This is a genomic window from Mycobacterium sp. (assembly GCF_965277065.1).
In the GTDB taxonomy this organism is placed as follows: domain Bacteria; phylum Actinomycetota; class Actinomycetes; order Mycobacteriales; family Mycobacteriaceae; genus Mycobacterium.
Genome location: NZ_CBDIBT010000005.1, coordinates 1 through 25,549, shown reverse-complemented (window position 1 = coordinate 25,549; position 25,549 = coordinate 1). Strand labels below are relative to the sequence as shown.

Genomic DNA, 25,549 nt, shown 5'->3' with positions numbered 1-25,549 from the left:
CTCGGTTGAAGAAACTGGGTTTGAACCGTTCACTGAGCGACCGGGCGCGCCGCCGCCTGCGCCGCCGGTTCTCGGCCGGACTGCTGCTGGTGTTGGCCCTCGTGGTCGCCGGCGGACTTGCCGCCGTCTTGACCCCCAGCCCGCAGGTCGCCGTCGCCGACGAGTCGTCTTCGGCGCTATTACGTACGGGCAAGCAGCTTTTCGACACTGCGTGCATCACCTGTCACGGCGCCAACCTGCAGGGCGTCCCGGACCGCGGGCCCAGCCTGATCGGTGTGGGCGAGGCCGCGGTCTACTTCCAGGTCGGCTCCGGCCGGATGCCCGCTATCCGCGGCGAGGCTCAGGCCCAGCGTAAGGACCCGATCTTCGACGAGGCACAGGTGGACGCGATCGGCGCCTACGTGCAGGCCAACGGCGGCGGACCGACCGTCGAGCGCAACGCCGACGGCAGCATCGCGATGACCTCGCTGCGTGGCGACGACCTGGGCCGCGGTGGCGACCTGTTCCGGCTCAACTGCGCGTCGTGCCACAATTTCACCGGTAAGGGCGGCGCGCTGTCCTCCGGCAAATATGCCCCCGATCTGGAGCCGGCCAACGAGCAGCAGATTCTCGCGGCTATGCGCACCGGGCCGCAGAACATGCCGAGGTTCTCCGACCGTCAGCTCTCGTTCGACGCGAAGAAGGACATCATTGCGTATGTGAAAAACGCGACGACAGTGCGCAGTCAGGGCGGCAACGGCCTGGGCGGCTTCGGGCCGGCACCCGAGGGCATGGCGGCGTGGATCGTCGGGATGGTCGCCATCATCGCCGGGGCGCTGTGGATTGGGGCACGATCATGACGAATGACAGTGGACTGCCCTCTGAGGCCGAACTGAACGCGATGTCTCGTGAGGAGCTCGTCGAGCTCGGCGGCCGCCTCGATGGCGTGACGACCGTTTTCAAGGAACCGCGCTGGCCGGTCGAGGGCACTAAGGCTGAGAAGCGCGCCGAGCGTTCGGTGGCGGCGTGGCTTCTGCTGGGCGGTTTGCTCGGGTTGGCTCTGCTGCTGGTGTTCTTGTTCTGGCCGTGGGAGTACCAGCCGGAAGGGGCGGGCGGAAACCTGGCGTACTCGCTGGCCACCCCGCTGTACGGCCTGACGTTCGGCGGGTCGGTGCTGTGCATTGCCGTCGGGGCGGTGCTCTACCAGAAAAAGTTCATCCCCGAAGAGATTTCGATCCAGGATCGCCATTACGGCGAGGCTGGGTCGGACGAGATCGACCGCAAGACGGTGACGGCCAACCTGACCGATGCGTTGGACGGCTCGACCATTCGGCGGCGGAAACTGATCGGCCTGTCGCTGGGCGCCGGACTCGGCGCGTTCGGGCTCGGTACCTTGGTCGCGTTTGCCGGCGGCCTGATCAAGAACCCGTGGAAGCCGGTCGTGGAGACCGCCGACGGCAAGAAAGCCGTGCTGTGGACCTCGGGTTGGACGCCGCGCTATCACGGCGAGACGATCTTCCTGGCTCGGGCCACCGGCGAGGGCAGAGGCGCGCCGTTCATCAAGATGCGTCCCGAAGACCTCGACGCCGGCGGCATGGAGACCGTGTTCCCGTGGCGCGAGTCCGACGGTGACGGCACCACGGTCGAGTCGCACGAGAAGTTGACCCTGATCTTGTCCGCGGTCCGCAACCCGGTGATGTTGATCCGCATCAAGGCTGCCGACCTGTCCAAGGTGGTCAAGCGTAAGGGCCAGGAGAGCTTCAACTTCGGTGAGCTGTTCGCTTACACGAAGGTATGCTCGCACCTGGGTTGCCCCTCGTCACTGTATGAGCAGCAGGACTACCGCATCCTCTGCCCGTGTCACCAGTCGCAGTTCGATGCCCTGCATTACGCCAAGCCGATTTTCGGCCCGGCAGCGCGCGCATTGGCTCAACTGCCGATAACAATTGATGGCGAAGGATACTTAGTTGCCAACGGCGACTTCATCGAACCTGTTGGACCGGCATTTTGGGAGCGCACAACATGAGTCCAAAATTGAGTCCCCCCAGCGTCGGCGACGTGTTGGCCGGTCAGGGCAACGCCGTCGACTCGCGTTACCACCTGTCCGCCGCAACGCGCCGACAGCTGAATAAGGTCTTCCCGACGCACTGGTCGTTCCTGCTCGGCGAGATCGCAATGTACAGCTTCATCGTGCTGCTGCTCACGGGCGTTTACCTGACGCTGTTCTTCGACCCCTCCATGACGGACGTGACCTACAACGGCGTCTACCAGCCCCTGCGTGGCGTGGAGATGTCGAAGGCGTTCGCGTCGGCACTCGACATCAGCTTCGAGGTGCGCGGCGGCCTGTTCGTCCGCCAGGTCCACCACTGGGCCGCCCTGCTCTTCGCGGCGTCGATCATGGTCCACCTGGCCCGCATCTTCTTCACCGGCGCTTTCCGCCGGCCTCGCGAGGCCAACTGGGTGATCGGTTCGCTGCTGCTGATCCTGTCGATGTTCGAGGGTTACTTCGGCTACTCGCTGCCTGACGACTTGCTGTCCGGCATCGGCCTGCGCGCCGCACTCTCGTCGATCACCCTGGGCATGCCGGTGGTCGGTACCTGGCTGCACTGGGCGCTGTTCGGTGGCGACTTCCCCTGCGGCGGTGCCGGAAACGACTGCACGGCGGCGGGCTACATCGTTCCGCGGATGTACGGCCTGCACATCTTGCTGCTGCCGGGGATCATCCTGGCGTTGATCGGCGCACACCTCGCCTTCGTCTGGTTCCAGAAGCACACGCAGTTCCCCGGCCCCGGCCGCACCGAGACCAATGTCGTCGGCGTACGCGTGATGCCGGTGTTCGCCGTCAAATCCGGCGCGTTCTTCGCATTCACCACCGGCATCCTCGGCCTGATGGGCGGCCTGCTGCAGATCAACCCGATCTGGAACTTGGGTCCCTACAAGCCGTCTCAGGTCTCGGCGGGTTCACAGCCAGACTTCTACATGATGTGGCCCGACGGCCTGGCCCGACTGTGGCCGGCGTGGGAGTTCTATTTCTTCCACCACACCATTCCAGCCACGGTCGCGGTCGGGACTCTGATGCTGGGGATCTTTGCCCTGTTGATCGTCTATCCATTCCTGGAAAAGCGGTTCAGCGGCGACCGCGCCCATCACAACCTGTTGCAGCGTCCGCGTGATGTACCGGTACGGACGTCGATCGGCGCTATGGCGATCGCCTTCTACATTGTGCTGACGTACTCGTCGATCAACGACATCATCGCGTACAAGTTCCACATCTCGCTGAACGCGACGACCTGGATGGGGCGCATCGGCATGATCGTGGTGCCGCCGATCGTCTACTTCATCGCCTACAGGTGGTGTGTCGCATTGCAGCGGAGCGACCGGGCCGTCCTCGAGCACGGTGTCGAGACCGGCATCATCAAACGCCTGCCGCACGGCGCCTACATCGAGCTGCACCAGCCGCTGGGGCGAGTCGACCAGCACGGCCACCCGCTGCCGCTGGAGTACCAGGGCGCCCCGGTGCCGGTGAAGATGAACAAGCTCGGCTCCGGTGGCTCCCCCGGTTCCGGCAGCTTCCTCTACGCCGACCCGCCGTCTGAGGCCGACGCTCTCACCGAAGCTCACCACGCCTCCGAGTCACGCGCGCTCACCGCTCTGCGGGAGCACCAGGGCGGCAGCAACGGCAACGGCAGCAGCGGTAACGGCTCGTCGAACGGCCACCACTAAAACGCCGACCCGACAACAGCGTGGCGACAAAGCCGTTCGGTCCGTCCAGGGCCGTCTCGGGCGTCCTGCGGATTGCTTAGCAAATTCAGGCGGCGAGTCGGCCGCGCAGTTGGCGCACTTGATGCCACGGCACCAGCGGCATGACCAGCGTGATGGCGCCGGCGATCGCGTAGCCGGTCAACGAGAAGCCATCGTGACCGATGGCCATCGCGTACGTCGCCGTCGCGACGGCAAGGAACGCCCCGCCCATGGCACCCATCAGAGCGGCAGTACCGCGCAGCCAGAAACGATCCACCTCCGCCTCCGCCAGCGCCGGGCGCTGGGTGGTGATGCGCTCGGTGGCGCCTTGCGGCACCCCGGCCCTGATCAACCGTGCACTCACCGTCCGGCCCGGTGAACCCGCCGAGCGGGCCGCCGGGGCGTCCCGGGTGATCCGGCGGGCACGCAGCAGCATCGGGATGGCCGCCAGGATGATCAGCGCTGAGATGATGATGATCGCGTAGAGCACCGAAGAGGTGTGCGGGTTGCCTTTGGCAGCGTGAAATCCCCGGCCCAAGTCCATCAGCGCGACGAGCGCCGCAACGCTCATCCCCACCAGCGCTAGCCAGATGGCAGCGCACGACCCGACCAGGATCCGGTCGGTCGTGACAGGTGTGATCTTGCCGCGCCCACCCCAGGCTTGCGAATACCTGTCGATCATCAGCAGTTGACCTGAGGTTGGTTGTTCTCGTTGGCTGACAACACCGTTCCGTCGCTCGCAGTTACCTTGCAGTTGAGCTTGCTCAGCCGCAGCAGGCTGGACGCCTCGATCGAGCCGACGTCCGACGCCGAAATCGGCGTGAGCGTAATCGTCCACGGGATGTACACGTTGGACAACGTCCGGCGCATCCCCGATGCGTCGGTGTAGGTGATGGTGATCTGGTCGAACGGCGCCTTGGTGCCGGTCACCGAGTAGGTGTACTGCTTGGGGCCGGCTGGAGCAGGCGGCGGGGCCGGCGCAGGCGGCGGCGCGGGAGCCGGGGCAGGCGCGGGCGCCGGTGGCGGCGCGGGGGAAGGTGCCGGCGGAGGCGGCGATGCCTCGCTGGGCGGCGGCGGCGGCGGAGGTGGCGGGGGCTCGCTGGACGACGGCGGAGGCGGCGGGTGCGTCGTTGTCGTGACGATGATCTCGTCCTGCATCGGCGGTGTCGACGTCGTCGACGGGGCAGTGTTGGGCGTGGCCAGCTTCGTGGTGTCGGTGCGCGCGAACAGCAGCGACACCGAGACGACCAGGGCTATCGCCGCGACGATCGCGGCGACACCGACGATCCACGGCCAGCGCGCAGTCTTCTCCTCCTCGTCGTGAGGTGGAGGCTCGTCGTAACTGTCGTAGTCGTAGAGATCAAGGTTGGCGGGTACGTACGGTCCGCTGCTGATGTGTTCGGACTCGGGGGCTGAGTAAGCGCGCGAGTAAACGTCGGTCTGGCCGGTCGCATTTTCCGCGCCAGATTCTGCTGCGTCCGCTCCGAAATCACTGTCGCCGCCGTCAAATTCACCGTCGCCCTGGCTGACCTCGACGCCGGATTCCAGTTCTTCGGACTCTGGTCCTGGTGGATTCGGCCCGCTCATGATCGTTTGTCCTGTTCGACTACATCATCGGCGCATGTAGCGCCGCGGTTGGCTGGTTGGGCGCGCGCCCCGATGTTCCTCAATGTGGCTGGCGAAAACCCTACCCAACCGAATCTCACACGACATTCTGGGCGACCCGGTCACCGATGAACTGACGTCCGGATTGTGACCTTCACCGACGACGGTTAGTGCTTCTCCGGGCCCACGTAGTACTCGAAGATCAATCCGGCCGCCGAACTCAGGATGAAGACGACCCCGGCCGCGATCAACCAGGGCAGCCACAGGGCGATGCCGACCGCCGCCACCGAGCCGGACAGCGCGATCAGGATCGGCCACCAGCTGTGCGGGCTGAAGAAACCCAATTCGCCTGCCCCGTCGCTGATCTCAGCGCCCTCGTAGTCCTCAGGACGGGTGTCGAGCCGGCGAGCGACGAAGCGGAAGAACGTGGCGATAATGACCGCCAGTCCGCTGGTCAGGGCCAGCGCAGTGGTGCCGGCCCACTCGATTCCGCCGGTGGCGAACTGGCTGGTCAGCACCCCGTACAGGATCGTGCAGAAGATGAAGAACGCCGCGATGAACTCGAACAGCCTGGCTTCGATGTGCATTGGCCTTCTCTCCCTTACCTAGGCCCTTACTTACTCGCCTGCGGCGCCTGCTCGCCGCGGCGGGTGTCGAACGGGTGGGTGGTGACCGCGACCGGAGACTGCGCGATGGCCTGCAACGCCTGGGCGTTGGTCTTTCCTGCGATCCGCTGCTGCAGGTAGGCCTTGAAGTCGTTGGGCTGAACCACTCGGACCTCGAAGTTCATCATCGAGTGATAAGTGCCACACAACTCCGTGCAGCGGCCCACGAACGCACCGGTCCGGTCGATCTTGGCCACCTGGAAGACGTTGACGGAGTGGTTGGCCGCCGGGTCGGGCATCACGTCGCGCTTGAACAGGAACTCCGGCACCCAGAAGCCGTGGATCACGTCGGCGGATGCCAGCGTGAACTCGATTCGTTTGCCGGCGGGCAGGACCAGCACCGGAATCTCGGTGCTGGTGCCGACCGTCTCGACCTTGTCGAAGTTGAGGTAGGTGCGGTCCTCGGTGTTGAGCCCGCGGACGGGTCCGACCCGCTCCTCGCCGCGGGAGTCTTTGCCCTCAGGCTTGGAGACCATCGCGGCTTTCTTCGCCGCGTCGGCGCCGTCGTAGGAGAGGGTGCCGTCTTTGAATTGGACCTTCTGGTAGCCGAATTTCCAGTTCCACTGGAAGGAGGTGACGTCGACGACGACCTCGGGGCCGGCCTCGAGGTGCAGCATCTTCTCCTGCACCACGACGGTGAAGTAGAACAGCACCGAGATGATGAGGAACGGCGTCACGGTGAGCACCAGCTCGAGTGGCATGTTGTAGCCGAACTGGCGAGGCAAGTCGGTGTCAGTGGCCTTTTTGCGGTGGAAAACTGTCGCCCAAAATATCAGCGCGAAGACGATGCTGCCGACCACCAAGGCGGCGATCACCGATCCGATCCACAGTTGCCGGTTCCAGGCGCCTTCCTCGGTGACGCCGTTCGGCCAGCCCAACGCCAGGGCGTGTGACCAACTGCAGCCACTCATGCTCACCGCCAGCAAGCCGAGCATGCCGGCCAAGGCGGGCCGTCGAAGCCGACGGAAACCTGAGGAACGGCTCTTCAACAAGTTCGGCGAACAGCCTGGTCCGCGAGATGTCACGGTCGCGCCTCCCTGAGAATCACAAGCTGGGCCGACCTCGCGCATCCCCCGCTCAAGGGACTGTCGGCTGACTCGCACGTCGAATACTACGCAGCGTAGACCACGCACGCAGCGAAGCCGTGTGCAGGCCCACCGCTTTAGCGGCACCGCTTTGCGGCATCAAGAGCAGCGCCGCGTTGCGGCATACTTATCGGCGATGTGTGGACTGCTGGCCTTCGTGGCTGCCCCGGCCGGCGCCGAGCCGACCGATGGCGCGCACGCTGCGGCCGCGGCCATCGCGCAGGCATCGCACCTGATGCGGCACCGCGGCCCCGACGAGCCGGGAACCTGGGCCGACCCCGCCGGGGATGTCGTGTTCGGCTTCAACCGGTTGTCCATCATCGACATCGCGCATTCGCATCAGCCGTTGCGCTGGGGCCCGCCAGATACCCCCGACCGCTACGAGTTGGTGTTCAACGGCGAGATCTACAACTACCTGGAGTTGCGCGCCGAACTCGCCGAACGACACGGCGCGGCGTTCGCCACCGACGGCGACGGCGAGGCCATCGTCGCCGCCTACCACTACTGGGGCGCAGAGGCATTGTCACGGCTGCGGGGCATGTTCGCCTTCGCGTTGTGGGACTCCACGACCGGCGAATTATTCTGCGCCCGAGACCCTTTCGGCATCAAACCGCTGTTCATGGCGACCGGAACCGGCGGCACCGCGGTGGCCAGCGAGAAGAAATGCCTGCTGGAATTGGCTGATCTGGTGGGATTCGACACCGCGATCGACGAACGCGCGGTCCAGCACTACACGGTGCTGCAGTATGTGCCCGAACCCGAGACGCTGCACCGCGGCGTGCGGCGGTTGGAATCGGGCTGCTACGCCCGTATCCGCCCCGGTCAGCGCGTGCAGACCACCCGCTATTTCGTGCCGCGTTTCCAGTCGGTGCCGATGTCGCGCGGCACCGAACAGGCCCGCTACGACGAGATCACCGCTGTCTTGGAGGATTCGGTGGCCAAGCACATGCGGGCAGACGTCACGGTGGGCGCGTTTCTGTCCGGGGGTATCGACTCGACGGCGATCGCGGCGCTGGCTATCCGGCACAACCCGCGGCTGATCACCTTCACCACCGGCTTCGAGCGCGAGGGGTTTTCCGAGGTCGACGTCGCGGTGGCATCGGCCGAAGCCATCGGAGCCCGCCACATCGCCAAGGTGGTCGCGCCGGATGAGTTCGTCGAGGCGCTACCCGAAATCGTCTGGTATCTCGACGAACCGGTGGCAGACCCGGCGCTGGTTCCGCTGTTCTTCGTGGCCCGCGAGGCGCGCAAGCACGTCAAGGTGGTGCTGTCCGGCGAGGGCGCCGACGAGCTGTTCGGCGGCTACACCATCTACCGGGAACCGTTGTCGCTGAAGCCCTTTGACTATCTTCCCCGACCGCTACGCCGCTCGATGGGTAAGGTGTCCAAGCCGCTTCCAGAGGGTATGCGCGGCAAGAGCCTGCTGCACCGCGGATCGCTGACGCTCGAAGAGCGCTATTACGGCAATGCCCGAAGCTTCTCCGACGCGCAGTTGCAAGATGTGCTGGCCGCGTTCCGTCCGGAATGGACGCACATCGACATCACGGCGCCGGTCTACGCCGATTCCGCCGACTGGGATCCGGTCGCCCGGATGCAGCACATCGACCTGTTCACCTGGTTGCGCGGCGACATCCTGGTCAAGGCCGACAAGATGACCATGGCCAACTCACTGGAACTGCGGGTCCCGTTCCTCGATACCGAAGTGTTCGCGGTCGCGTCCCGGTTGCCGGTGGATGCCAAGATCACCCGGACCACCACTAAATACGCGCTGCGTCGCGCGCTGGAGTCAATCGTCCCGCCGCATGTGCTGAACCGTCCGAAACTCGGCTTCCCGGTGCCGATCCGGCATTGGCTGCGGGCCGGCCCGTTGCTGGAATGGGCGCACGAGACGATCGACGCCTCGGCGACCGACTACCTCATCGACCGCGCGGCCGTTCGGCGTATGCTCGACGAACACCGTTGCGGCACAGCCGATCACAGCCGCAGATTGTGGACGGTGCTGATCTTCATGCTGTGGCACGCGATCTTCGTCGAACAACGGGTAGTGCCGCAGATCAGCGAGCCGCAATATCCGGTCGAGCTCTAGGCAGCGCCGCTGAGGTCACGTTCGCCCGAGACTCAACTCGCTGCGACAGACGTCGGCGTGTCGTCGCAGCCGTTTACGTGCCGCCGAACGGCTTCGAGCTCTAGGCCAGGACAGTGGCGATGTCAGCCGCGGCCTCGTCACCGTAGGCGTCGGCCAGGCGGGCCTTGGCGGCGGCGGCGTCCCACGTCCACTCCTGGGTTCCGGTCGACTCCAGCACCAGCACCGCGACCAGCGAGCCCAGCTGCGCGGAGCGCTCCAGGCTCAAGCCACCGCTGCGTCCGGTGAGGAATCCGGCCCGGAAAGCGTCGCCGACGCCGGTCGGGTCGGTCTGGCTGGTTTCGGGCACCACGCCGACGTGGACGGTCGTGCCGTCACGATCGACGATGTCGACGCCCTTCGCTCCGAGCGTGGTGACCCGCAGGCCGACCTTGTGCTGCACGTCGGCTTCGGTCCAGCCGGTCTTCGACTGGATCAGTTCCCACTCGTAGTCGTTGCTGAACAGGTACTCTGCGCCGTCGACGAGCTTGTCTATCTCTTCGCCGGACAGCCGAGGCAGCTGCTGCGACGGGTCGGCGGCGAAGGGCAGGCCGAGCTTGCGGGCCTCTTCGGTGTGCACGACCATCGCTTCGGGATCGTTGGCCCCGATGATCACCAGGTCCGGCTTGCCGAGCGAGGACACCAGGTCGGCGAGCTTGATGTTGCGAGCCTCGGACATCGCACCCGGGTAGAACGAGGCGATCTGGGCCAGGTCTTCGTCGGTGGTGCAGACGAAACGCGCAGTGTGAGCGGATTTCGAGATCAGCACATGGTCGGTGTTGACGCCATGCGACTGTAGCCACTTGCCGTAGTCGCCGACGAAGTCGTCACCGGCGGCCCCGACCAGAGCCACGTCGCCACCGAGCACGCCGATCGCGAAAGCGATGTTTCCGGCGACGCCGCCGCGATGGATCACCAGGTCGTCGACCAGGAAGCTCAGCGACACCTTCTCCAGGTGCTCGGCCAACAGGTGTTCGGAGAACCGACCCGGGAACCGCATCAAATTGTCAGTGGCAATAGAACCGGTTACCGCGATCGTCACGAAATTCCACCCCTTCACGTCCAAAATTCGGCTAGCTCAGCCTACCTGTGGCTATGGTGGCCTCTGCAGCGCGGCCCAACGGCCGCTGGCCTCCGAAGACGAACACGGCCACGCTGCCTTGCTATCCGAGGAGACCCGTCTATGCCCGGTCCGTACTCGTCGGACCACCATTTGGGCTCCGACGGACCGCCGTTCACCGATACCCATCCCAGTCAGCCTCTTCCGGCTCCGCAGGGGTTCCCGCCGTCACCGCCAGGCGCGGTCTATCCGGGGCCGTTGCCACCGCCGCTGCCCTACCCGCAACGCCGGCGTCGAGGGCTGATCGCCGGCATCGCGGTGGCGCTGCTGGTGATCGCCGCGGTGGCCGTGGGAATCTTGCACGCCTCGCACCGCGCGCCGGCGACCGCCCCGGGAGCGTTTTCCGATGCGACGGCCACAGTGGCGATCCAGAGCTATCTGGACGCGTTGGAGCAGCGCAACACCGAAGCCATCGCCCGCAATGCGCTGTGCGGCATCTACGGTGCCGTGCGCGACCGCCGATCTGATCAGGTGGTGGCAAAACTCAGCAGCGACGCGTTCCGCAAGCAATTCTCCGAGGCGCGGGTGACGTCGATCGACAAGATCGTCTACTGGTCGGACTACCAGGCCCAGGTGTTGTTCAGCATGCGGGTTCAGCCCGCTACCGGCAGCAGCGCGCGAAGTGAAGAGCAGGGTGTCGCGCAGCTATTGAGCCAGCACAACCAGATTCTGGTGTGCTCCTACGTGCTACACAGCGCCGCGATGTACTGAAGCGTCAGTTGAACGAGTCGCCGCAGGCGCAGGACCCGGTCGCGTTCGGGTTGTCGATGGTGAAGCCCTGCTTCTCGATGGTGTCGACGAAGTCGATGGAGGCGCCCTGGATGTACGGCGCGCTCATCCGGTCGACGGTCAGCTTCACGCCGCCGAAGTCGGCGGTGAGGTCGCCGTCGAGCGCGCGGTCGTCGAAGAACAGGTTGTAACGCAATCCGGCACATCCCCCGGGCTGGACCGCGATCCGCAGCGACAGATCGTCGCGGCCCTCCTGGTCCAGCAGCGACTTGGCCTTGGCTGCTGCGGCATCGGTCAAGATCGCGCCGTGGGTGGTGGCGGTGGCTGACTCGTCCTGAACAGTCATTGCTTCTCCCTGTAGGTACTTGTGCTCGGATGGGTTCGCTGGAGCGATTTGACCCACCTCCTCAAAGGTACCTTGTCGCGCCGCTATTCGGAGAGTCGTGCCGCGACCTCCGAGGCCAGTCCGATCAGCTGGTTGGCGGCGTCGGCCTGGGCCAACCGGACCGAACCGGCGTGATCGGCGATCGACGCGGTCCCCAAAATGCCCGCGGCCTGGAACGTCGGCTCGTCCAGCATGACCTGTCCGGCCAGTACCACCACCGGTACCTGCGCCTGTCGCGCAGCCGCGGCCAGCGCGCCGACCACCTTGCCGCGCAGCGATTGCTCGTCGAGCTTGCCCTCCCCGGTGATCACCAGGTCGACGGCGGCAAGGTCGTCGGCCAAGCCGGTGTACTCAGCGATGATCGACGCTCCTGACTCGCACCGGGCACCCAGGCTGAGCAGCGCCGCGCCGATCCCGCCCGCGGCCCCGGCACCCGATTCCGCGCTGATGGGTCGTCCGGCTGCGGCGTCGAGTTCAGCGGCCCACCGGACCAGGCGGTCTTCGAGCGCGGCCACCGTGGCCGGATCCGCACCTTTCTGCGGGCCGAACACCCGGGCCGCGCCCCACGGCCCCACCAGCGGGTGCTCGACGTCACAGGCCGCGATCAGCTCCACCTCGGCGAGACGTCGCCGAGCGGCGGGCAAGCCACCGAGTTCCTCGATCAGCCCGCGGCCACCATCGGTGCTGGCGGAGCCGCCCAACCCGACCACGACGCGGGTCGCACCCGCGTCCAACGCCGCGGCGATGAGCTGGCCAACTCCTCGGCTTTGCGCCGCGAGCGCGGTCTGCGGCGTCGGAGCACCACCCAGCACGGCCAGCCCGCACGCCTGCGCGCATTCCAGGTACGCCGTCCGCGACGCCGCGTCCAGCACCCACTCGGCGGATACGACGTTGCTCAGCGGACCCTGAACCTGCAGCCGCCGCCGCTCCCCCAACCGGCTGGCCAACACGTCGACGAAACCCGGTCCACCATCGGACTGCGGTGCGACCGTGATCCGATCACCGGGACGCACCCGGTTCCAGCCAGCGGCGATGGCGGCGGCCGCCTGGACCGCGGTCAGGGTGTCGCCGAAGCTGTCCGGGGCAATGAGCAGTCGCAGGGCAGGCGCGGGGTGTGCCGGCCCACTCATCTGAGTAACAGTAGGACCGGTCGTTCGCGTCACCCGAACCCCGCCGTTTTCCAGAGGCATCCGATGCGAAGTAACCTGGCGGGCGTGAAGCTGCTGGGCCGTAAGAAAGACAAGAGCGTCACCGGAAGCGATCCCTCGACCTTGGTGGAGGCCGTCGATTCGGCCACCCCGCGCGTCTCGCAGTCCACCGCCCCCAAAGGACGGCCCACACCGCGACGCGACGCCGGGCGCCGGGGTCCGGTCGTGCCGGCGCCGATGACTGCTGCAGAGGCGCGGGCCCGGCGAAAAGCGATGGGCGGACCCAAGCTCAGTCGCGAGGAACGCAAAGAACAGAGCTCCGTACGACGCGCCCAGACGGCCGAACGGCGTGAGCGCATGATGTCGGGCGACGAGCGGTATCTCCTGACGCGCGATCAAGGACCGGTGCGACGGTACGTGCGCGACATTGTCGACTCCCGCCGCAACGTCCTCGGCCTGTTCATGCCGGCCGCGCTGGGGCTGATGTTCTTCATGTTCGCGGTGCCGCAGCTGCAGTTCTATGTGTCTCCGGCGATGCTGCTGTTGATGGCCGCGATGGCGCTCGACGGGCTGATCCTCGGCCGCAAGGTCGCCCGACGCGTCGACGAGAAGTTTCCCGAGGACCCCGAAAGCCGTGTGAAGCTAGGACTTTATGCGGCCAGCCGGGCCTCGCAAATGCGCCGGATGCGGGCACCGCGACCTCAGGTCAAGCATGGCGCCAGTGTCGATTAGGCACCGCGGGAAGTGTTCCCATTCGCCACGGTCTTCGCATGGCGACCCGCTGCGCCCGGCTGCGCCGCGCTTGCGATCGCTATGGGGTGCTTGATCCACGGTGCGAACCCTGGTGCTCGGCGGAGTCAGGTCAGGAAAATCGCAGTGGGCGGAGTCCGCGCTTGCCGAATTGCTGGAGGCGGACCAGCCGGTCCATTACATGGCCACCGGACGGGTGTCCGACTCCGATCCGGCCTGGCAGCAGCGCGTCGACACGCATCGCGATCGTCGGCCACCGCACTGGTCCACCATCGAAACCGATGCTGTCACACAGCAATTGCGGCAGTCTCCGAGCATGCCGACGCTGGTTGACGACATCGGCGGCTGGCTGACGGCCGTGCTGGATCGGCACCAGGCCTGGGACGGCGGCTGCATCACGGCCGACATCGACGAGTTGACCACCGCCGTTGCCGAATTCAGCGCGCCGCTGGTGCTGGTCAGCCCCGAGGTCGGCCTGACCGTCGTGGCCGCCACCGCGTCGGCGCGGCGGTTCACCGACGAGCTGGGCGCACTCAACCAGCGGCTGGGCGCGCTGTGCGAGCGCGTGGTCCTGGTGGTGGCCGGCCAGCCGATGCCGATCAAGCAGCCCGCGACATGACGATGTTCGCGCCGGTGACTCCACCCGACACGAATGCGGCGGCCGCAGCTCGTGCGCGGCAGGACACCCTCACCAAACCACGCGGCGCACTGGGACGGCTGGAAGACCTGTCGGTCTGGGTAGCTTCGTGCCAAGGGCACTGTCCGCCCACGCAATTCGAGCATGCCAGGATCGTGGTGTTCGCCGGCGACCACGGCGTCGCCCGGTCCGGGGTGTCTGCCTATCCCCCCGAGGTCACCGCACAGATGGTCGCGAACATCGCCGGCGGCGGCGCGGCGATCAACGCGCTCGCCGACGTCGCGGGGGCGAGTGTGCGCGTCGTCGACCTCGCCGTGGACGCCGAGTCGCTGTCCCCGCAGATCGGCGCGCACAAGATACGACGAAGCAGCGGCGACATCTCGGTGCAGGACGCGCTCACCGAGCAGGAGGCGCGGGACGCGATCGACGCCGGCCGTCAGATCGCCGATCAGGAGGTCGACTCGGGCGCCGACCTGCTCATTGCGGGCGATATGGGCATCGGAAACACCACTGCGGCAACGGTTATCGTGGCCGCGCTGACGGGCGTCGAGCCTGTCGCCGCGGTCGGCTACGGGACCGGGATCGACGACGCCGGGTGGGCCCGCAAAACCGCGGCGGTACGCGACGCATTGTTCCGTGCCGAGCATGTGTTGGCCAACCCGGTTGCCACGCTGCAGTGTTGTGGCGGAGCCGATTTGGCGGGCATCGCCGGTTTCTGCGCGCAGGCCGCGGTGCGGCGCACCCCGGTGCTGCTGGACGGCATGGTCGTGACGGCCGCGGCACTGATCGCCGAGCAACTGGCGCCCGGCGCCCGGCTGTGGTGGCAGGCCGGCCACAAGTCGACCGAGCCCGCGCATGCGCTCGCGCTGGCCCGGCTCGGGCTGGATCCGATCGTCGACCTGCAGATGCGACTCGGTGAGGGCAGCGGGGCGGCGGTGGCTCTGCCGGTGCTGCGGGCCGCAGTGGCCACGTGCGCGTCGATGGCGACATTCGCCGGCGCTCATGTCACCGACCGTCCTTCGCCGTCGTGATCGGTTCGCTGACAGCGGCTTTCGCATTTGAAACTATCGTCCCGATGCCGGCCGGCCGGGACCGGCCGTTCGGCCGTGGTGCGATGACCGCACTGCCGGTCGTCGGCGCGGCGCTCGGCGCACTGGTCGCCGCGGTGACGTGGGCGGGGTCCTGGGCGTCTGGCGCGGCCAGTCCGCTGTCCGGATTGCTCGGGGTCGCCACGCTGCTGGTGGCGACCCGCGGCTTCCACATCGATGGTGTCGCCGACACCGCCGACGGGCTGGGCTGCTACGGACCGCCCGAACGCGCACGTGAGGTGATGCGCGACGGGTCGACCGGTCCGTTCGGCGTCGCCACCGTCACGGTGGTGATTGTCGTTCAGGGACTCGCATTTTCAGCTTTGCGACCAGCCGAGATCGTGGTTGCCGTGTGCGCGGGCCGGGTGGCAGCGGTGCTGGCCTGCCGCCGGGGGTTGCCTGCCGCGCCCGGAAGCAGGCTAGGCACCGAAGTCGTCGGCAGCCAGCCCGCGCTGGTCGCCGCGGCCTGGATTGTCGCGCTGCTGACGGCTTCCTCGGTGGCCGGCGGCCACGGGTGGCACGGCCCCGTCGCGGTGCCGGTTGCGCTGACGCTGTCCGTGCTGCTGGTCCGGCACTGCATTCGCCGGTTCGGCGGTGTCAACGGCGACGTTCTGGGCGCCGCAATCGAATTGACGACGACGACGGCCGCCGTCGTGCTGGCAGTGCTGTTGCGGTTCTGACCGCTCAGCCGAGCCGCGACATCCAGCCGCGGTCGCCAGCCGACCCGATGAGAGATGTCCCCGGGCAGGCCGCCAGTGGGGAACCCACGCGAAGCCTTCGCCGCCACTGATGCCTGCGCCTACCTACCCCGGCTCTTCGATTTGACCGGCAATCAGAATGAAGTGTGGGTTATGGCCCGCAGTTTGCGGGTGCAGTGGAATCGCGACCTCGGCCACTGAGCGGCCGGATCCCCGATCGCCGTGCCAATCTGGGCGCGCAACCGCGTGGTGGTCCGCGCCCGCGGTGGGACCTGCGCGATGGCCTCGGTGAACGAGGATCGCTCGCAGTTCACCGACGTGGACACCACCCCGCATGAGGGGCACGCCGCCGCCGTCTGCTCGGCGGTCACCACTTGGACTACCCGCGTCTCGTCGGCGAGCCGTTCGACACGCTCAACTTGCACTCCGGGCAGTCCGAACAATGTCGTAGCGTCAGACATGGCCCTTGGTTCCCTTCTTCAGTCCGAAAGCGTCGCAACTTTCAGACTACGGACCGTAGCGTTTGCCAGCGCCGGGTCGCTTCAGCCGGCGAAAACCACCCCAATGTCGGTGCGTCCGAAGTCATCCCCTTTGAAGAGCAGAGGCTGGCCGCTGACCTTGGCGAGGGCGTAGGAGAAGCAATCGCCATAGTTCAGACCGGAGCGATGCCGTCCCTTGCCATACATCCGGTGGGCGACTCGTGCGGCGTTGGCTTGATCGGCGTCAACGCCGACGAGATCGACTGCGGTGCGGTGCAGCCACAGATCTAACTCACGTCCGCCGGGTTCCCCGTAGCGACTTTCGATCACGATGGCCGTTTCCAGGTACGACGCCGTCGACATGAGCCGGACTGGGTCCGCTTCTACAGCTACCTCGAATCTTTCCGCTTCTGGCTCATCGTTGAGCATTGCGACCAGCGCAGATGTGTCAATCACCATTAGGCGGGCAGCCCCCGCTCGTCGTAGCCGAGGATCTCATCCGCGGATCGGGTGTCGAGCACTGGCAAGGCTGCGCACCGTCTCCGGATCGCGGCCAGCTCCTCATACAACGGAATGGCCCTGGTGCGCCCAGTCTCGCGGGCGAGCCGTTCACGCAGCGCGACCACGACTACTTCTGTCAAGGTCTCACCGGTCCGAGCCGCGAGTTCCCTGGCAAGACGGTCGGCCTCGGTGTCCTTGATGCTCAACGCCATAGTCGAGATTATATACCCATAGTAATATTCTAGATATATTGGTGTCCACTGCCCCCATGGCGAGAGACGTGGAGAGGTCAAGCGCCGCCGAATCTCGACGCGCCGGTGCCGCGAGCACGTACCGGTTGCACAGCCGCCAGTTCGGTACATCTTGACTAGTCTTACTAGTTAGAATGGTTATGCTTAGTTAGTATCGACAGATGAAGACAGTCACGAGCACCGAGGCCAAGGCGAAGCTCAATGCCATCTTGGCAGAGGTCGACCGGACCGGCGTATCGGTGACGATCACCACCCACGGCCGACCCGTGGCTGTGTTGACCCCGGCCCATCGCCGTGGACGGAAGTTCGGCCAGCTGCCCGCGCTCACCGTGCAGGACACCTTCGACGATCCCCTTCCGGACTCCGAAATCGCTGCCTGGGAAGATAATTCGTGATTCGCGAGGCACGCGCCGCAACCGCGCGAGCGGTCCTGCTGGATACCAATGCCCTGCTATGGCTGGTGACGGCGCCTGAGAAGGTCTCCACGTCGGCCCGCGCGGTGCTCTCGGAGCCGAGTACGGAGGTCGTGGTCTCGGCAGCCTCGGCGTGGGAGATCGCGATCAAGACCCGGTTGGGACGTCTGGACGGCGAACCGCTGCTTTCGGCGTGGTCAGACATCCTTGCCGATATGACTGCGACCGACCTGCCGATCGACGCCGGCGACGCCATCCTCGCCGGTCGGCTGCCGTGGGACCACAAAGACCCATTCGATCGCGTGATCGTCGCTCAAGCCACGAGGCGAAACCTCACCATCGCAACACGCGACGCGCGCATCTTGAGCGCATCGCTCACCCCGACCCTGCACACCTGAGCTTTCAGCCCAGTCGTGACATCCAGCCGTGGGTATCGGCGAAGGTGCCGCGCTGGATCCCGGTGAGCGTGTCCCGCAGCGCCATCGTCACCTCGCCGGACTCGCCGTCACCGACGGTGAATTCGGTGTCGCCGTATCTAACTTGGGACACAGGCGTGATCACCGCGGCGGTACCGCAGGCGAACACCTCGGTGATCTCGCCGGCGGCGGCCTTCTTCTCCCACTCGTCCATATCGATCTTGCGTTCCTCGATGGCGAATCCCGCATCAGTCGCCAACTGCAGCAACGAGTCTCGAGTAATACCTGGTAACAGCGAACCGGACAGCTCCGGGGTGACCAAACGGGCCGACCCGCCGCTGCCGAACACGAAGAACAGGTTCATCCCGCCCATCTCTTCGATGAAGCGGCGCTCGACGGCATCCAGCCACACCACCTGCTCGCACCCTTTTTCGGCAGCCTCGGCCTGGGCGACCAGCGACGCGGCGTAGTTGCCGCCGAACTTCGCCGCACCGGTGCCACCCGGGCTGGCCCGCACGTAATCCGTTGACACCCACACGGTTACCGGCTTGATGCCGTTCTTGAAGTACGCTCCCGCCGGCGAGCCGATCACCATGTAGCGGTACTGCCTGGCCGGGCGCACACCCAAGCCGGGCTCGGTGGCGAAGACGAACGGGCGGAGGTACAGCGACTCCTCGCCGCCGGCCGGCGGCACCCACTGATTGTCGACGGCGATGAGTTGGCGCAGCGACTCGAGGAACAGCTCGTCGGGCAGCTCGGGAATCGCGATCCGTTGCGCCGAGGTCCGCAGCCGCGCGGCGTTGGCGTCGGCGCGAAACGACACGATCGACCCGTCCGCCCAGCGATAAGCCTTGAGTCCCTCGAAGATCTCCTGCGCGTAGTGCAGCACGATCGCCGACGGGTCCAATTCGATCGGCCCGTATGCGGTGACCCGCGCGTCATGCCACCCCCGGCCATCGGTGTAGTCGATCGACACCATGTGATCGGTGTGGTACTTGCCGAAGCCGGGGTCGGCGAGGATCGCGTCCCGCGCCTCGTCGGTGATCGGGTTTGCGGCGGGTGACACCGTGAACTCGAGCACGTCGCTAGTCATGTGCGCGATTCTATAACCGGGCGCTAGCGGGTTTTTGCGTCGACGAACGGCGGCTTCACGACTTCGCACTCGATGCCACGGCCGCGAACGTCGACCGTCACGTGCTGGCCGTCCTCGACGCCGGCGTCGGCGTCGACGAGCGCCAGCGCGATACCGACTTTCAGCGACGGGGAAAACGTGCCGGAAGTGGTGACGCCGACGCCTCGGTCACCGTCGAGAACATTCAGGTCCGGCCGAAGCACGCCTCGACCCACCGCGCGCAGGCCGCGCAGCAGCCGCGGCGGACCCGCTTCCTTTTCGGCCAGCAAAGCCTTGCGACCGAAGAACGCGTCCTTCTTCCAGCCGATGGCCCAGCCGCAACGGGCCTGCAGTGGCGAGATGTCGGCCGAGAGTTCGTGGCCGTGCAGCGGATAACCCATCTCGGTGCGCAACGTGTCGCGCGCCCCCAAGGCCGGCCAACTGCCCGTCAGCGCGCTTCACCGCGGCGAGCAGCGCGTCGAACACCACCTCGGCAGAATCCCACGGCGGCAACAGTTCGTAGCCATGTTCGCCGGTGTAGCCGCTGCGACATATCCGCACCGAAACGCCCGCCAATGTGGCGTCGGCGTAACCCATGTAGTCCATGTCGGTGGGCAGGCCCAGCTCGCCGAGTACCTCCGCCGACCGCGGGCCCTGCACGGCCAGCACCGCATAGGACCGGTGCTCGTCGGTGATGGTCAGCTCCGCGGGCGCAGCCGCTTTCAGGGCCGCGACCACAGCCGCGGTGTTGGCGGCGTTGGGCACCATGAAGATCTCGTCGGGTCCGACGTAGTAGGCGATCAGGTCGTCGATCACGCCACCAGAGTCGTTGCAGCACAACGTGTATTGCGCCTTGCCCGGCTGAATGCGATCGAGGTCGTTGGTAAGCGCGGAGTTGACGAACTGCGCGGCGCCGGGGCCGCGAACCAGCGCCTTGCCCAGATGGCTGACATCGAACAGACCCACCGCGTTGCGGGTGGCGGTGTGCTCGGCGACGGTGCCGGCATATGAGACGGGCATCAGCCATCCGCCGAACTCGGCGAACGCCGCCCCCAGTTCGCGATGACGGTCCACCAGGGGTCCCTGCAGCACATCACTCATCGGCGCTGCTCCTCCCCATCGCTGCGCTCTGCATCGTCGCCAGCGCTAGTCATAGACATTTCACCCTAATGCGGACCTCTGCTGACTGCCCGCCTCCGCCCCCCTCCGCTAGGCGGAGGGCATCGTCGCCGGGCGAACTGGCACACTTGGCCGGTGGTTGATTCCCTGGACTTCGAGGCCATCCAGGCCGCGGGAATCGCCGATCCGCGCGAACGATCCGGCCTGCTCGAATACCTGATGGGCCTCGGCTTCACCGTCGACGACATGGCCGAGGCAGAACGCCACGGCCGGCTGTTCGGGCTGGCCGGAGACGTACTGCTGCAGTCCGGTCCGCAGACCCACACACTGCGCACCGCCGCTGAGTCGCTCGGTGTGCCGGTCGCCGATGTCGAACACGCCTGGGCCATCCTCGGTCTGACCGCCGCCGGCGTGGACACGCCGATGCTGAGTCCCGCCGATGTCGACGCCCTGGCCACCTGGATCGCGATGCGCGCGCAGCTGGGCGAGGACGCCACCGACGGCTACATGCGAGTGCTCGGCGCGACGGTGGCCCGGCTGGCCGAAGCCGTGTCGTCGATGATCCGGACCAATGCGCCGCGGCTCTGGCTCGGCGACACCGGCGACGAACTCGCCACCGCGCAGGCCTATCGAGATGTCGCCGGGTTCGTTCCTCGCCTCGGCGCGATGATCGACGCGATCCACCGCCACCATCTGGTCGGCACCCGCGCCTTCATCGAGGGCGTGCAACGCGGTCCGTCCGCGGGCCTGGTGTGCGGCGTCGGTTTCGTGGACCTGTCCGGGTTCACCGCGCTGACCCAGACGCTGACACCGGCGGAGTTGTCGTCCACGCTCGCCGACTTCGGCGACGGCGCCAGTGATGTCGTGCACGCCCACGGCGGGCGGGTGGTGAAATTCCTCGGCGACGCCGTGATGTGGGTCAGCTCGGATCCTGCGCGGCTGGCGAAGATCGCGCTCGACCTCGTGGACCATCCCCGGGCGCGCGAAGAAGGCATCCAGCTCCGCGCCGGACTCGGCTACGGCGAGATCCTGGCCGTCAGCGGAGACTACTTCGGCAACGCGGTCAACCTGGCGGCCCGACTCGTCGCCGCAGCCGCGCCGGGGCAGATCCTGACCTCGGCCGAATTGTACGAACAGCTACCGGACTGGCCTGCCGTCGCTCAAGAACCTCTGCAGCTCAAGGGTTTCGACGCTCCGGTGATCGCCTACGAGCTCGCCCGCGCCGACAGCTGAGTCGGCTCGACGTAGGCGACCTCGACGGCGGTCTGCAACGACAGCGCCGAGCTCTGGGCCACCAGCAGCGCCGCGAAAAACCCCGACCCACAGCCACGCTTCGGTCGGTGCCAGATGTGCGGCCGGGTTTCGTACCGGCAGCGCCGTGACGGCCCGCACCACCACCGAGACCACCACGACCACGGTGATGTAGGGCAGGGCCGTCCGGAACTTCTGCACCCGGGCGCTCGACGGCGATTCCGCGATCCGCACGCTGCGTCCGATCCGCCACACCGTCGCGCACACCACAAGCACAGTTAGTGCCAGCGGCACCGACAGGTCGTTGGCGTCACTCCACAGCGGCTCAAGCGGCACATGCGATTTCGGGTCGGCCAGAGCAAGCGCCAGATCCGACAGCGTCGCTTCGATGAAGAACACCCCGATCGGCGGAACCAGCACCGCGACTATGAATACGCAGTGCTTGGCGAGCGTCTCGGCCGAACCCGACACGAACTGCACGACCGCGTAGAGCAGCATGTAGACCGAGGCCACAAATGAAATGCCACCGAGCAATTCCGCGGACGAGGCCCGCCCACCGGTGAGCGCGCAGCCGTTCTCCCCGGCCAGCAGGCTGTACTGGATGGCCGACAGAAACAATCCGAGAAACGCGTTCATCAGGGCGACGCCCGTCAACGTCTCATGCTCGACCTCGATCGCTCCGCGTGGCTTGCCGTCGCCGCGGCGCCGATACCCGCGGTCGAGCACAAGGTTGATCACGACAAACGCGAAACCGGCCAAGACACCGGCCAACTGCGCGTAGTTCCTCGCCACGATCGATATGTCGAAGCCGGTCCACAGCACGCAGGGATCGGCAATTTGTCCGGTCGGCATCGGCGAAATAGTAACCGCTCCGACGCCGTCAACAGGTCCAAGACACGACCCGCGGCGAGGCCCCTTCGCGTCGCTGCCGGGCAGCCCGATCCGCCGGTCGATAGGGTTGTTCTGTGAGCACCCAACCCGGTTACCTGGCCCCCACCGTGTCCGTCGCATCTTCGCTGCCGCGCCGCGGCGTCAAGTCGGCGGTGTTGATCGTTCCGGTGGTGTCGTCAGGGCCCGAGGACGTCAACGACGAGCCGGGTGCGGTCGTGGCGGCTGCGGATGCATTCCTGACGAAGGAGTCGGTCACCGAGATCGAGGATGGCTTGCGTGCCCTACACGCCACCGGCGCCGCCGAGCAGGTGCACCGCCTGGTGATGAAGTCGCTGCCGGTCGCCAGCGTCCTCACGGTCGGCGTGGGCAAGCACCGCGACGAGTTTCCGGCGGATCTGATCCGCCGCGCGGCCGGCACGGCGGCGCGGTCACTCGGCGGAGCCGAAGCGGCGATCACCACGCTGGGGGCGTTGCCCGGCTCGGGGGTGCTGGAGGCAGTGGTTGAAGGGTTGATTCTAGGTAGCTACCGCTTCACCGCGTTCCGCACCCACAAGACCGCACCCAAGGACCCGGGTTTGCGCACGATCACCGTGCTGTCCACCGACAGGTCCGCCAAAGCGCAGGCCACTCACGCCACTGCGGTCGCCACCGCCGTCGCGACCGCGCGCGACTTCATCAACACCCCGCCCAGTCATCTCTTCCCCGCCGAATTCGCAAGCCGCGCCAAGGCGTTGGGCGAGTCGGTCGGACTCGAGGTCGAGATTCTCGACGACAAGGCCCTGCAGAAGAACGGCTACGGCGGCATCGTCGGCGTCGGCCAGGGATCGTCGCGGCTGCCGCGGTTGGTACGGCTGTCCCATCGCGGATCGCGGCTGGCCAAAAAACCCAAGCAGGCCAAGAAGGTCGCGCTCGTCGGCAAGGGCGTCACCTTCGACACCGGCGGCATCTCGATCAAGCCCGCGGCCTCGATGCACCACATGACCTCCGACATGGGCGGGGCCGCGGCGGTGATCGCGACCGTGACGCTGGCCGCGCAGTTGGAGCTTGCGATCGATGTGATCGCGACCGTGCCGATGGCCGAGAACATGCCGTCGGCTACGGCTCAGCGGCCCGGGGACGTGCTGACTCAATACGGCGGAACCACTGTCGAGGTGCTCAACACCGACGCCGAGGGGCGGCTGATCCTGGCCGACGCGATCGTGCGTGCGTGCGAGGACGATCCGGATTATCTGATCGAGACGTCGACGCTGACCGGCGCGCAGACGGTGGCACTGGGCGCACGCACGCCCGGGGTGATGGGCAGCGACGAGTTCCGCGACCGGGTGGCCGCGATCTCGCAGCGGATCGGTGAGAGCGGTTGGCCGATGCCACTCCCGGACGAGTTGAAGGAAGATCTGAAGTCGACGGTGGCCGATCTGGCCAACATCAGCGGACAGCGGTTCGCGGGGATGCTGGTGGCGGGCGTGTTCTTGCGCGAGTTCGTCGCCGAGGGCGTCGACTGGGCCCACATCGACGTCGCCGCACCGGCCTACAACACCAGTGGCCCTTGGGGTTACACGCCCAAGGGCGGCACAGGAGTGCCGACGCGCACCATGTTCGCGGTATTGGAAGACATCGCCGCCAACGGGTAGCGACCCGACTGCGTCAGGTCAGCTGCGGACGAACGGCTGATTGAACCACTTGACCTTCTGCCGCCAGGACTGCGCCGACGTCAACGCGAAGCCCGCTCCGCAGATGCAGGCGAAGAACCACACCAGGGCCGCGTCGTGCCGACCCTGCAGCGCCGGCACCAGCGCGGTGATGATCCGTACGGCGCAAGCCGTGATTCCGCTGCCACATGCGAACAGATACAGGTTGGCGATGTGCGTCGAGCGCGGGTCCTTCCGCAATACCAACAGCGCGCGGAATCCAAACGCGAGCAGGTAGATCAGGGTGCCGCACAACACAATCCAGTAAGCGCTCAACCAGAAGTCGGTAGGCAGCGCGAAGAAGTCGCGCGCATATATCTTGCTGCCGCGGCTCAGCGAGAACGTCGCCAGCAACAGCGGAATGCACAAGGTGGCCGGACGCTCCACGTACTGCTTGAACGATGCCTGCAATAGATGATCGTCGGCAATTCGTCCCAGCGCGTTATAGACGATCGCCGAGGCCGCAACGACGTAGCAGTCGTGGCCGAGGTAGTTCTGCAGATTCCACACGCCGGTGATGTGGTGCAAGAAAACGCCCAGCGTGTTGGCGGCCCACGGCGACATCAGGGCAACCGCAGACCCCTGCAGTGCGATGTTGAGCGTCGCGGCGACTTCCCAACGGCAGTGCCAGGTAAATCGCCTGATCCACAGGCTCCACCCGATGGAGGCGAGGGTGATGGAGATGAGAAGGCTGAGACCCACAGTGATACCTCGTACGCAGCGAAAGATTTACAGCGGAGGCGCGTCGGAGCGGGGGCGCCACTCCGCGATCTTCGTCGGTTGCTGAAGCGTCTTCACGCCGGCGACGCCGCCCACGGCGTGCATCTGAATGCCGCCACGGATCTCCTCGGCCAGCGCGGTGACCTCTTCGGGCTCGATGAACCGGTAGCGCGTCAGCAGCTCGGCGCGGTTGATGCCGAGGTTGGCCGCGGCGACACGCAGGTTGTCCGCGGTGATCAACGTCCCCTTGTCCAACTGGTCGTAGTAAGTGGACCGCGGGAGTTCCATCGCTGTCCAGATCTCTTCTCTGCTCAGAGACCGACCGGCCAGGTAAGAGAGCACGGTGGCAAGTTCCTTGCCGCTGTCATCGGGATACACGAGGAACAAGATATCCAAGTTTTTCGGCTTTTTAAAATGCCGAATCGCGTTAAATGCCGATTATTGCGAACGGTTTGTGAAACAAAACGGTTTACGTCCAGTTGGAATTCCACAGTCCAATTGAGTTGGACATATAACCGGACCATTGCAGGTCCGTGAATCTGCAGCGACGAGTCGACGCATAAAAGCGACGTCGCTCGTTCGGATGCCGGGATGCCATTTGCGCCGCTGCCCGCGGACAGCCAGAACATTCGTCAGCTCATCGGCTTGCCCTGGGTGTGTGCCGGTCGCGCCGCAGTGACAGGATGGTTGCGGTAATCCCGGGTGCAGCTTTGGTCCTACACCGCGCTGTGGTAAGCCGGAGGCCGACGCGCGCCCACCGACCGACCGATCGAGGAGTCGACTTCAGATGGCCTTCTCCGTGCAGATGCCGGCACTCGGTGAGAGCGTGACCGAGGGAACCGTAACTCGCTGGCTCAAGCAAGAAGGCGACACCGTCGAGACTCGACGAGCCTCTGCTGGAAGTGTCCACCGACAAAGTCGACACCGAGATCCCTTCGCCCGCAGCGGGAGTCCTGA

At 66.3% G+C, this 25,549-nt stretch carries 26 protein-coding genes and 3 pseudogenes; 14 read left to right on the top strand and 15 right to left on the bottom strand.

All coding sequences use genetic code 11. The features are described 5' to 3' along the window. The first annotated feature begins 5 nt into the window (after positions 1–5). Genes qcrC through qcrB form a run of 3 tightly spaced genes read left to right on the top strand, consistent with a single transcriptional unit; the run spans position 6 to position 3,702 of the window. Entirely contained in the window at positions 6–839 is an 834-nt protein-coding gene (gene qcrC, locus ACQY5A_RS00535) for a cytochrome bc1 complex diheme cytochrome c subunit (RefSeq protein ID WP_428338410.1), read from the top strand. Then, positions 836–2,005 carry a cytochrome bc1 complex Rieske iron-sulfur subunit gene (qcrA, locus tag ACQY5A_RS00530; RefSeq protein WP_428338409.1) on the top strand — a complete coding sequence of 390 codons (1,170 nt, stop codon included), beginning with the start codon at positions 836–838 and terminating at the stop codon, positions 2,003–2,005. The genes qcrC and qcrA overlap by 4 nt, the downstream gene beginning before the upstream one ends. Continuing rightward, positions 2,002–3,702, top strand: coding sequence for a cytochrome bc1 complex cytochrome b subunit (gene qcrB / locus ACQY5A_RS00525; protein ID WP_428338407.1), 1,701 nt, complete (start codon positions 2,002–2,004; stop codon positions 3,700–3,702). Before qcrA ends, qcrB begins: the two co-directional genes overlap by 4 nt. Positions 3,703–3,787: 85 nt before the next feature. Here qcrB and ACQY5A_RS00520 read toward each other — a convergent pair whose 3' ends face one another. The 4 genes from ACQY5A_RS00520 to ctaC form a co-directional block, all read right to left on the bottom strand. Beyond that, positions 3,788–4,402 carry a DUF2561 family protein gene (locus ACQY5A_RS00520; RefSeq protein WP_428338406.1) on the bottom strand — a complete coding sequence of 205 codons (615 nt, stop codon included), beginning with the start codon at positions 4,400–4,402 and terminating at the stop codon, positions 3,788–3,790. Next, the gene (locus tag ACQY5A_RS00515) at positions 4,402–5,307 is read right to left on the bottom strand and encodes an MmpS family transport accessory protein (protein WP_428338405.1); all 906 of its coding nucleotides are present in this window, start codon (positions 5,305–5,307) and stop codon (positions 4,402–4,404) included. Before ACQY5A_RS00515 ends, ACQY5A_RS00520 begins: the two co-directional genes overlap by 1 nt. 185 nt (positions 5,308–5,492) lie before the next feature. Further along, positions 5,493–5,912, bottom strand: coding sequence for a cytochrome c oxidase subunit 4 (locus ACQY5A_RS00510; protein WP_428338404.1), 420 nt, complete (start codon positions 5,910–5,912; stop codon positions 5,493–5,495). Positions 5,913–5,938: 26 nt separating this feature from the next. Further along, complete coding sequence (gene ctaC / locus ACQY5A_RS00505; RefSeq protein ID WP_428338403.1) at positions 5,939–7,015, bottom strand: aa3-type cytochrome oxidase subunit II; 1,077 nt, start codon at positions 7,013–7,015, stop codon at positions 5,939–5,941. A 196-nt stretch (positions 7,016–7,211) separates the two neighbouring features. Here ctaC and asnB point away from each other — a divergent pair, with 196 nt between their 5' ends. Beyond that, a complete protein-coding gene (gene asnB, locus ACQY5A_RS00500) occupies positions 7,212–9,161 on the top strand; it encodes an asparagine synthase (glutamine-hydrolyzing) (RefSeq protein WP_428338402.1) in 1,950 nt (649 codons plus the stop codon). A 100-nt stretch (positions 9,162–9,261) separates the two neighbouring features. Here asnB and ACQY5A_RS00495 read toward each other — a convergent pair whose 3' ends face one another. Next, positions 9,262–10,239, bottom strand: a complete 978-nt coding sequence (locus ACQY5A_RS00495) for a carbohydrate kinase family protein (protein ID WP_428338401.1) — start codon at positions 10,237–10,239, stop codon at positions 9,262–9,264. A gap of 141 nt (positions 10,240–10,380) precedes the next feature. Here ACQY5A_RS00495 and ACQY5A_RS00490 point away from each other — a divergent pair, with 141 nt between their 5' ends. Next, positions 10,381–11,028, top strand: a complete 648-nt coding sequence (locus ACQY5A_RS00490; protein WP_428338400.1) for a hypothetical protein — start codon at positions 10,381–10,383, stop codon at positions 11,026–11,028. 4 nt (positions 11,029–11,032) lie between these two features. Here the strand turns inward: ACQY5A_RS00490 and ACQY5A_RS00485 are convergent, their stop codons facing one another. Together ACQY5A_RS00485 and ACQY5A_RS00480 are read right to left on the bottom strand one after the other, a co-directional pair. Continuing rightward, complete coding sequence (locus ACQY5A_RS00485) at positions 11,033–11,392, bottom strand: iron-sulfur cluster assembly accessory protein (RefSeq protein WP_428338399.1); 360 nt, start codon at positions 11,390–11,392, stop codon at positions 11,033–11,035. Positions 11,393–11,453: 61 nt separating this feature from the next. Then, positions 11,454–12,561 (bottom strand): annotated as a pseudogene (locus ACQY5A_RS00480) (glycerate kinase family protein). Between the two features lie 141 nt (positions 12,562–12,702). Between ACQY5A_RS00480 and ACQY5A_RS00475 the strand changes: the two are divergent. The 4 genes from ACQY5A_RS00475 to ACQY5A_RS00460 all read left to right on the top strand — a co-directional run bounded on the left by ACQY5A_RS00475 (position 12,703) and on the right by ACQY5A_RS00460 (position 15,734). Then, positions 12,703–13,311, top strand: coding sequence for a DUF3043 domain-containing protein (locus ACQY5A_RS00475; protein ID WP_428338417.1), 609 nt, complete (start codon positions 12,703–12,705; stop codon positions 13,309–13,311). Between the two features lie 100 nt (positions 13,312–13,411). Continuing rightward, positions 13,412–13,948: a bifunctional adenosylcobinamide kinase/adenosylcobinamide-phosphate guanylyltransferase gene (locus tag ACQY5A_RS00470; RefSeq protein WP_428338398.1), complete on the top strand. Its 537-nt coding sequence runs from the start codon at positions 13,412–13,414 to the stop codon at positions 13,946–13,948. Continuing rightward, positions 13,945–14,997 (top strand): nicotinate-nucleotide--dimethylbenzimidazole phosphoribosyltransferase, encoded by a 1,053-nt coding sequence (gene cobT / locus ACQY5A_RS00465; RefSeq protein ID WP_428338397.1) that lies wholly within the window; start codon positions 13,945–13,947, stop codon positions 14,995–14,997. Before ACQY5A_RS00470 ends, cobT begins: the two co-directional genes overlap by 4 nt. After that, positions 14,994–15,734 carry an adenosylcobinamide-GDP ribazoletransferase gene (locus tag ACQY5A_RS00460; RefSeq protein WP_428338396.1) on the top strand — a complete coding sequence of 247 codons (741 nt, stop codon included), beginning with the start codon at positions 14,994–14,996 and terminating at the stop codon, positions 15,732–15,734. Before cobT ends, ACQY5A_RS00460 begins: the two co-directional genes overlap by 4 nt. A 152-nt stretch (positions 15,735–15,886) precedes the next feature. Here the strand turns inward: ACQY5A_RS00460 and ACQY5A_RS00455 are convergent, their stop codons facing one another. The 3 genes from ACQY5A_RS00455 to ACQY5A_RS00445 all read right to left on the bottom strand — a co-directional run bounded on the left by ACQY5A_RS00455 (position 15,887) and on the right by ACQY5A_RS00445 (position 16,944). After that, positions 15,887–16,213: a hypothetical protein gene (locus ACQY5A_RS00455; protein ID WP_428338395.1), complete on the bottom strand. Its 327-nt coding sequence runs from the start codon at positions 16,211–16,213 to the stop codon at positions 15,887–15,889. 81 nt (positions 16,214–16,294) lie between these two features. Continuing rightward, positions 16,295–16,690 (bottom strand): type II toxin-antitoxin system VapC family toxin, encoded by a 396-nt coding sequence (locus ACQY5A_RS00450; RefSeq protein WP_428338394.1) that lies wholly within the window; start codon positions 16,688–16,690, stop codon positions 16,295–16,297. Then, positions 16,690–16,944, bottom strand: a complete 255-nt coding sequence (locus ACQY5A_RS00445) for a type II toxin-antitoxin system VapB family antitoxin (RefSeq protein WP_428338393.1) — start codon at positions 16,942–16,944, stop codon at positions 16,690–16,692. The genes ACQY5A_RS00450 and ACQY5A_RS00445 overlap by 1 nt, the downstream gene beginning before the upstream one ends. Positions 16,945–17,144: 200 nt before the next feature. Between ACQY5A_RS00445 and ACQY5A_RS00440 the strand changes: the two genes are divergently transcribed. Then, on the top strand, positions 17,145–17,378 hold the full coding sequence (locus ACQY5A_RS00440) for a type II toxin-antitoxin system Phd/YefM family antitoxin (protein ID WP_428338392.1): 234 nt from the start codon (positions 17,145–17,147) through the stop codon (positions 17,376–17,378). After that, positions 17,375–17,794, top strand: coding sequence for a type II toxin-antitoxin system VapC family toxin (locus tag ACQY5A_RS00435; protein WP_428338391.1), 420 nt, complete (start codon positions 17,375–17,377; stop codon positions 17,792–17,794). The genes ACQY5A_RS00440 and ACQY5A_RS00435 overlap by 4 nt, the downstream gene beginning before the upstream one ends. Positions 17,795–17,798: 4 nt before the next feature. Here the strand turns inward: ACQY5A_RS00435 and ACQY5A_RS00430 are convergent, their stop codons facing one another. Both ACQY5A_RS00430 and gcvT read right to left on the bottom strand, forming a co-directional pair. Further along, complete coding sequence (locus ACQY5A_RS00430; protein ID WP_428338390.1) at positions 17,799–18,905, bottom strand: branched-chain amino acid aminotransferase; 1,107 nt, start codon at positions 18,903–18,905, stop codon at positions 17,799–17,801. Between the two features lie 23 nt (positions 18,906–18,928). Further along, positions 18,929–20,024: pseudogene (gcvT, locus tag ACQY5A_RS00425) on the bottom strand (glycine cleavage system aminomethyltransferase GcvT). A gap of 153 nt (positions 20,025–20,177) precedes the next feature. Between gcvT and ACQY5A_RS00420 the strand changes: the two are divergent. Beyond that, complete coding sequence (locus ACQY5A_RS00420) at positions 20,178–21,275, top strand: adenylate/guanylate cyclase domain-containing protein (RefSeq protein ID WP_428338389.1); 1,098 nt, start codon at positions 20,178–20,180, stop codon at positions 21,273–21,275. Here ACQY5A_RS00420 and ACQY5A_RS00415 read toward each other — a convergent pair. Next, the gene (locus ACQY5A_RS00415) at positions 21,180–22,145 is read right to left on the bottom strand and encodes a hypothetical protein (protein ID WP_428338388.1); all 966 of its coding nucleotides are present in this window, start codon (positions 22,143–22,145) and stop codon (positions 21,180–21,182) included. The genes ACQY5A_RS00420 and ACQY5A_RS00415 overlap by 96 nt on opposite strands. Positions 22,146–22,258: 113 nt before the next feature. On the opposite strand from ACQY5A_RS00415, the gene ACQY5A_RS00410 reads away from it, so the two are divergent. Continuing rightward, positions 22,259–23,815: a leucyl aminopeptidase gene (locus tag ACQY5A_RS00410; RefSeq protein WP_428338387.1), complete on the top strand. Its 1,557-nt coding sequence runs from the start codon at positions 22,259–22,261 to the stop codon at positions 23,813–23,815. Positions 23,816–23,833: 18 nt separating this feature from the next. Here ACQY5A_RS00410 and ACQY5A_RS00405 read toward each other — a convergent pair whose 3' ends face one another. Further along, on the bottom strand, positions 23,834–24,574 hold the full coding sequence (locus tag ACQY5A_RS00405) for a hypothetical protein (RefSeq protein WP_428338386.1): 741 nt from the start codon (positions 24,572–24,574) through the stop codon (positions 23,834–23,836). A 27-nt stretch (positions 24,575–24,601) separates the two neighbouring features. After that, complete coding sequence (locus ACQY5A_RS00400) at positions 24,602–24,970, bottom strand: hypothetical protein (RefSeq protein WP_428338385.1); 369 nt, start codon at positions 24,968–24,970, stop codon at positions 24,602–24,604. A gap of 409 nt (positions 24,971–25,379) precedes the next feature. Here ACQY5A_RS00400 and ACQY5A_RS00395 point away from each other — a divergent pair. Next, positions 25,380–25,549: pseudogene (locus tag ACQY5A_RS00395) on the top strand (biotin/lipoyl-containing protein); the annotation flags it as partial.

Bases quoted from the DNA above. Each gene is read 5' to 3' on its own strand.
- qcrA (WP_428338409.1), top strand. From the start codon at position 836: ATGACGAATGACAGTGGACTGCCCTCTGAGGCCGAACTGAACGCGATG.
- qcrB (WP_428338407.1), top strand. From the start codon at position 2,002: ATGAGTCCAAAATTGAGTCCCCCCAGCGTCGGCGACGTGTTGGCCGGT.
- ACQY5A_RS00520 (WP_428338406.1), bottom strand. From the start codon at position 4,402: ATGATCGACAGGTATTCGCAAGCCTGGGGTGGGCGCGGCAAGATCACA.
- ACQY5A_RS00515 (WP_428338405.1), bottom strand. From the start codon at position 5,307: ATGAGCGGGCCGAATCCACCAGGACCAGAGTCCGAAGAACTGGAATCC.
- ACQY5A_RS00510 (WP_428338404.1), bottom strand. From the start codon at position 5,912: ATGCACATCGAAGCCAGGCTGTTCGAGTTCATCGCGGCGTTCTTCATC.
- asnB (WP_428338402.1), top strand. From the start codon at position 7,212: ATGTGTGGACTGCTGGCCTTCGTGGCTGCCCCGGCCGGCGCCGAGCCG.
- ACQY5A_RS00490 (WP_428338400.1), top strand. From the start codon at position 10,381: ATGCCCGGTCCGTACTCGTCGGACCACCATTTGGGCTCCGACGGACCG.
- ACQY5A_RS00485 (WP_428338399.1), bottom strand. From the start codon at position 11,392: ATGACTGTTCAGGACGAGTCAGCCACCGCCACCACCCACGGCGCGATC.
- cobT (WP_428338397.1), top strand. From the start codon at position 13,945: ATGACGATGTTCGCGCCGGTGACTCCACCCGACACGAATGCGGCGGCC.
- ACQY5A_RS00455 (WP_428338395.1), bottom strand. From the start codon at position 16,213: ATGTCTGACGCTACGACATTGTTCGGACTGCCCGGAGTGCAAGTTGAG.
- ACQY5A_RS00450 (WP_428338394.1), bottom strand. From the start codon at position 16,690: ATGGTGATTGACACATCTGCGCTGGTCGCAATGCTCAACGATGAGCCA.
- ACQY5A_RS00445 (WP_428338393.1), bottom strand. From the start codon at position 16,944: ATGGCGTTGAGCATCAAGGACACCGAGGCCGACCGTCTTGCCAGGGAA.
- ACQY5A_RS00440 (WP_428338392.1), top strand. From the start codon at position 17,145: ATGAAGACAGTCACGAGCACCGAGGCCAAGGCGAAGCTCAATGCCATC.
- ACQY5A_RS00430 (WP_428338390.1), bottom strand. From the start codon at position 18,905: ATGACTAGCGACGTGCTCGAGTTCACGGTGTCACCCGCCGCAAACCCG.
- ACQY5A_RS00415 (WP_428338388.1), bottom strand. From the start codon at position 22,145: ATGCCGACCGGACAAATTGCCGATCCCTGCGTGCTGTGGACCGGCTTC.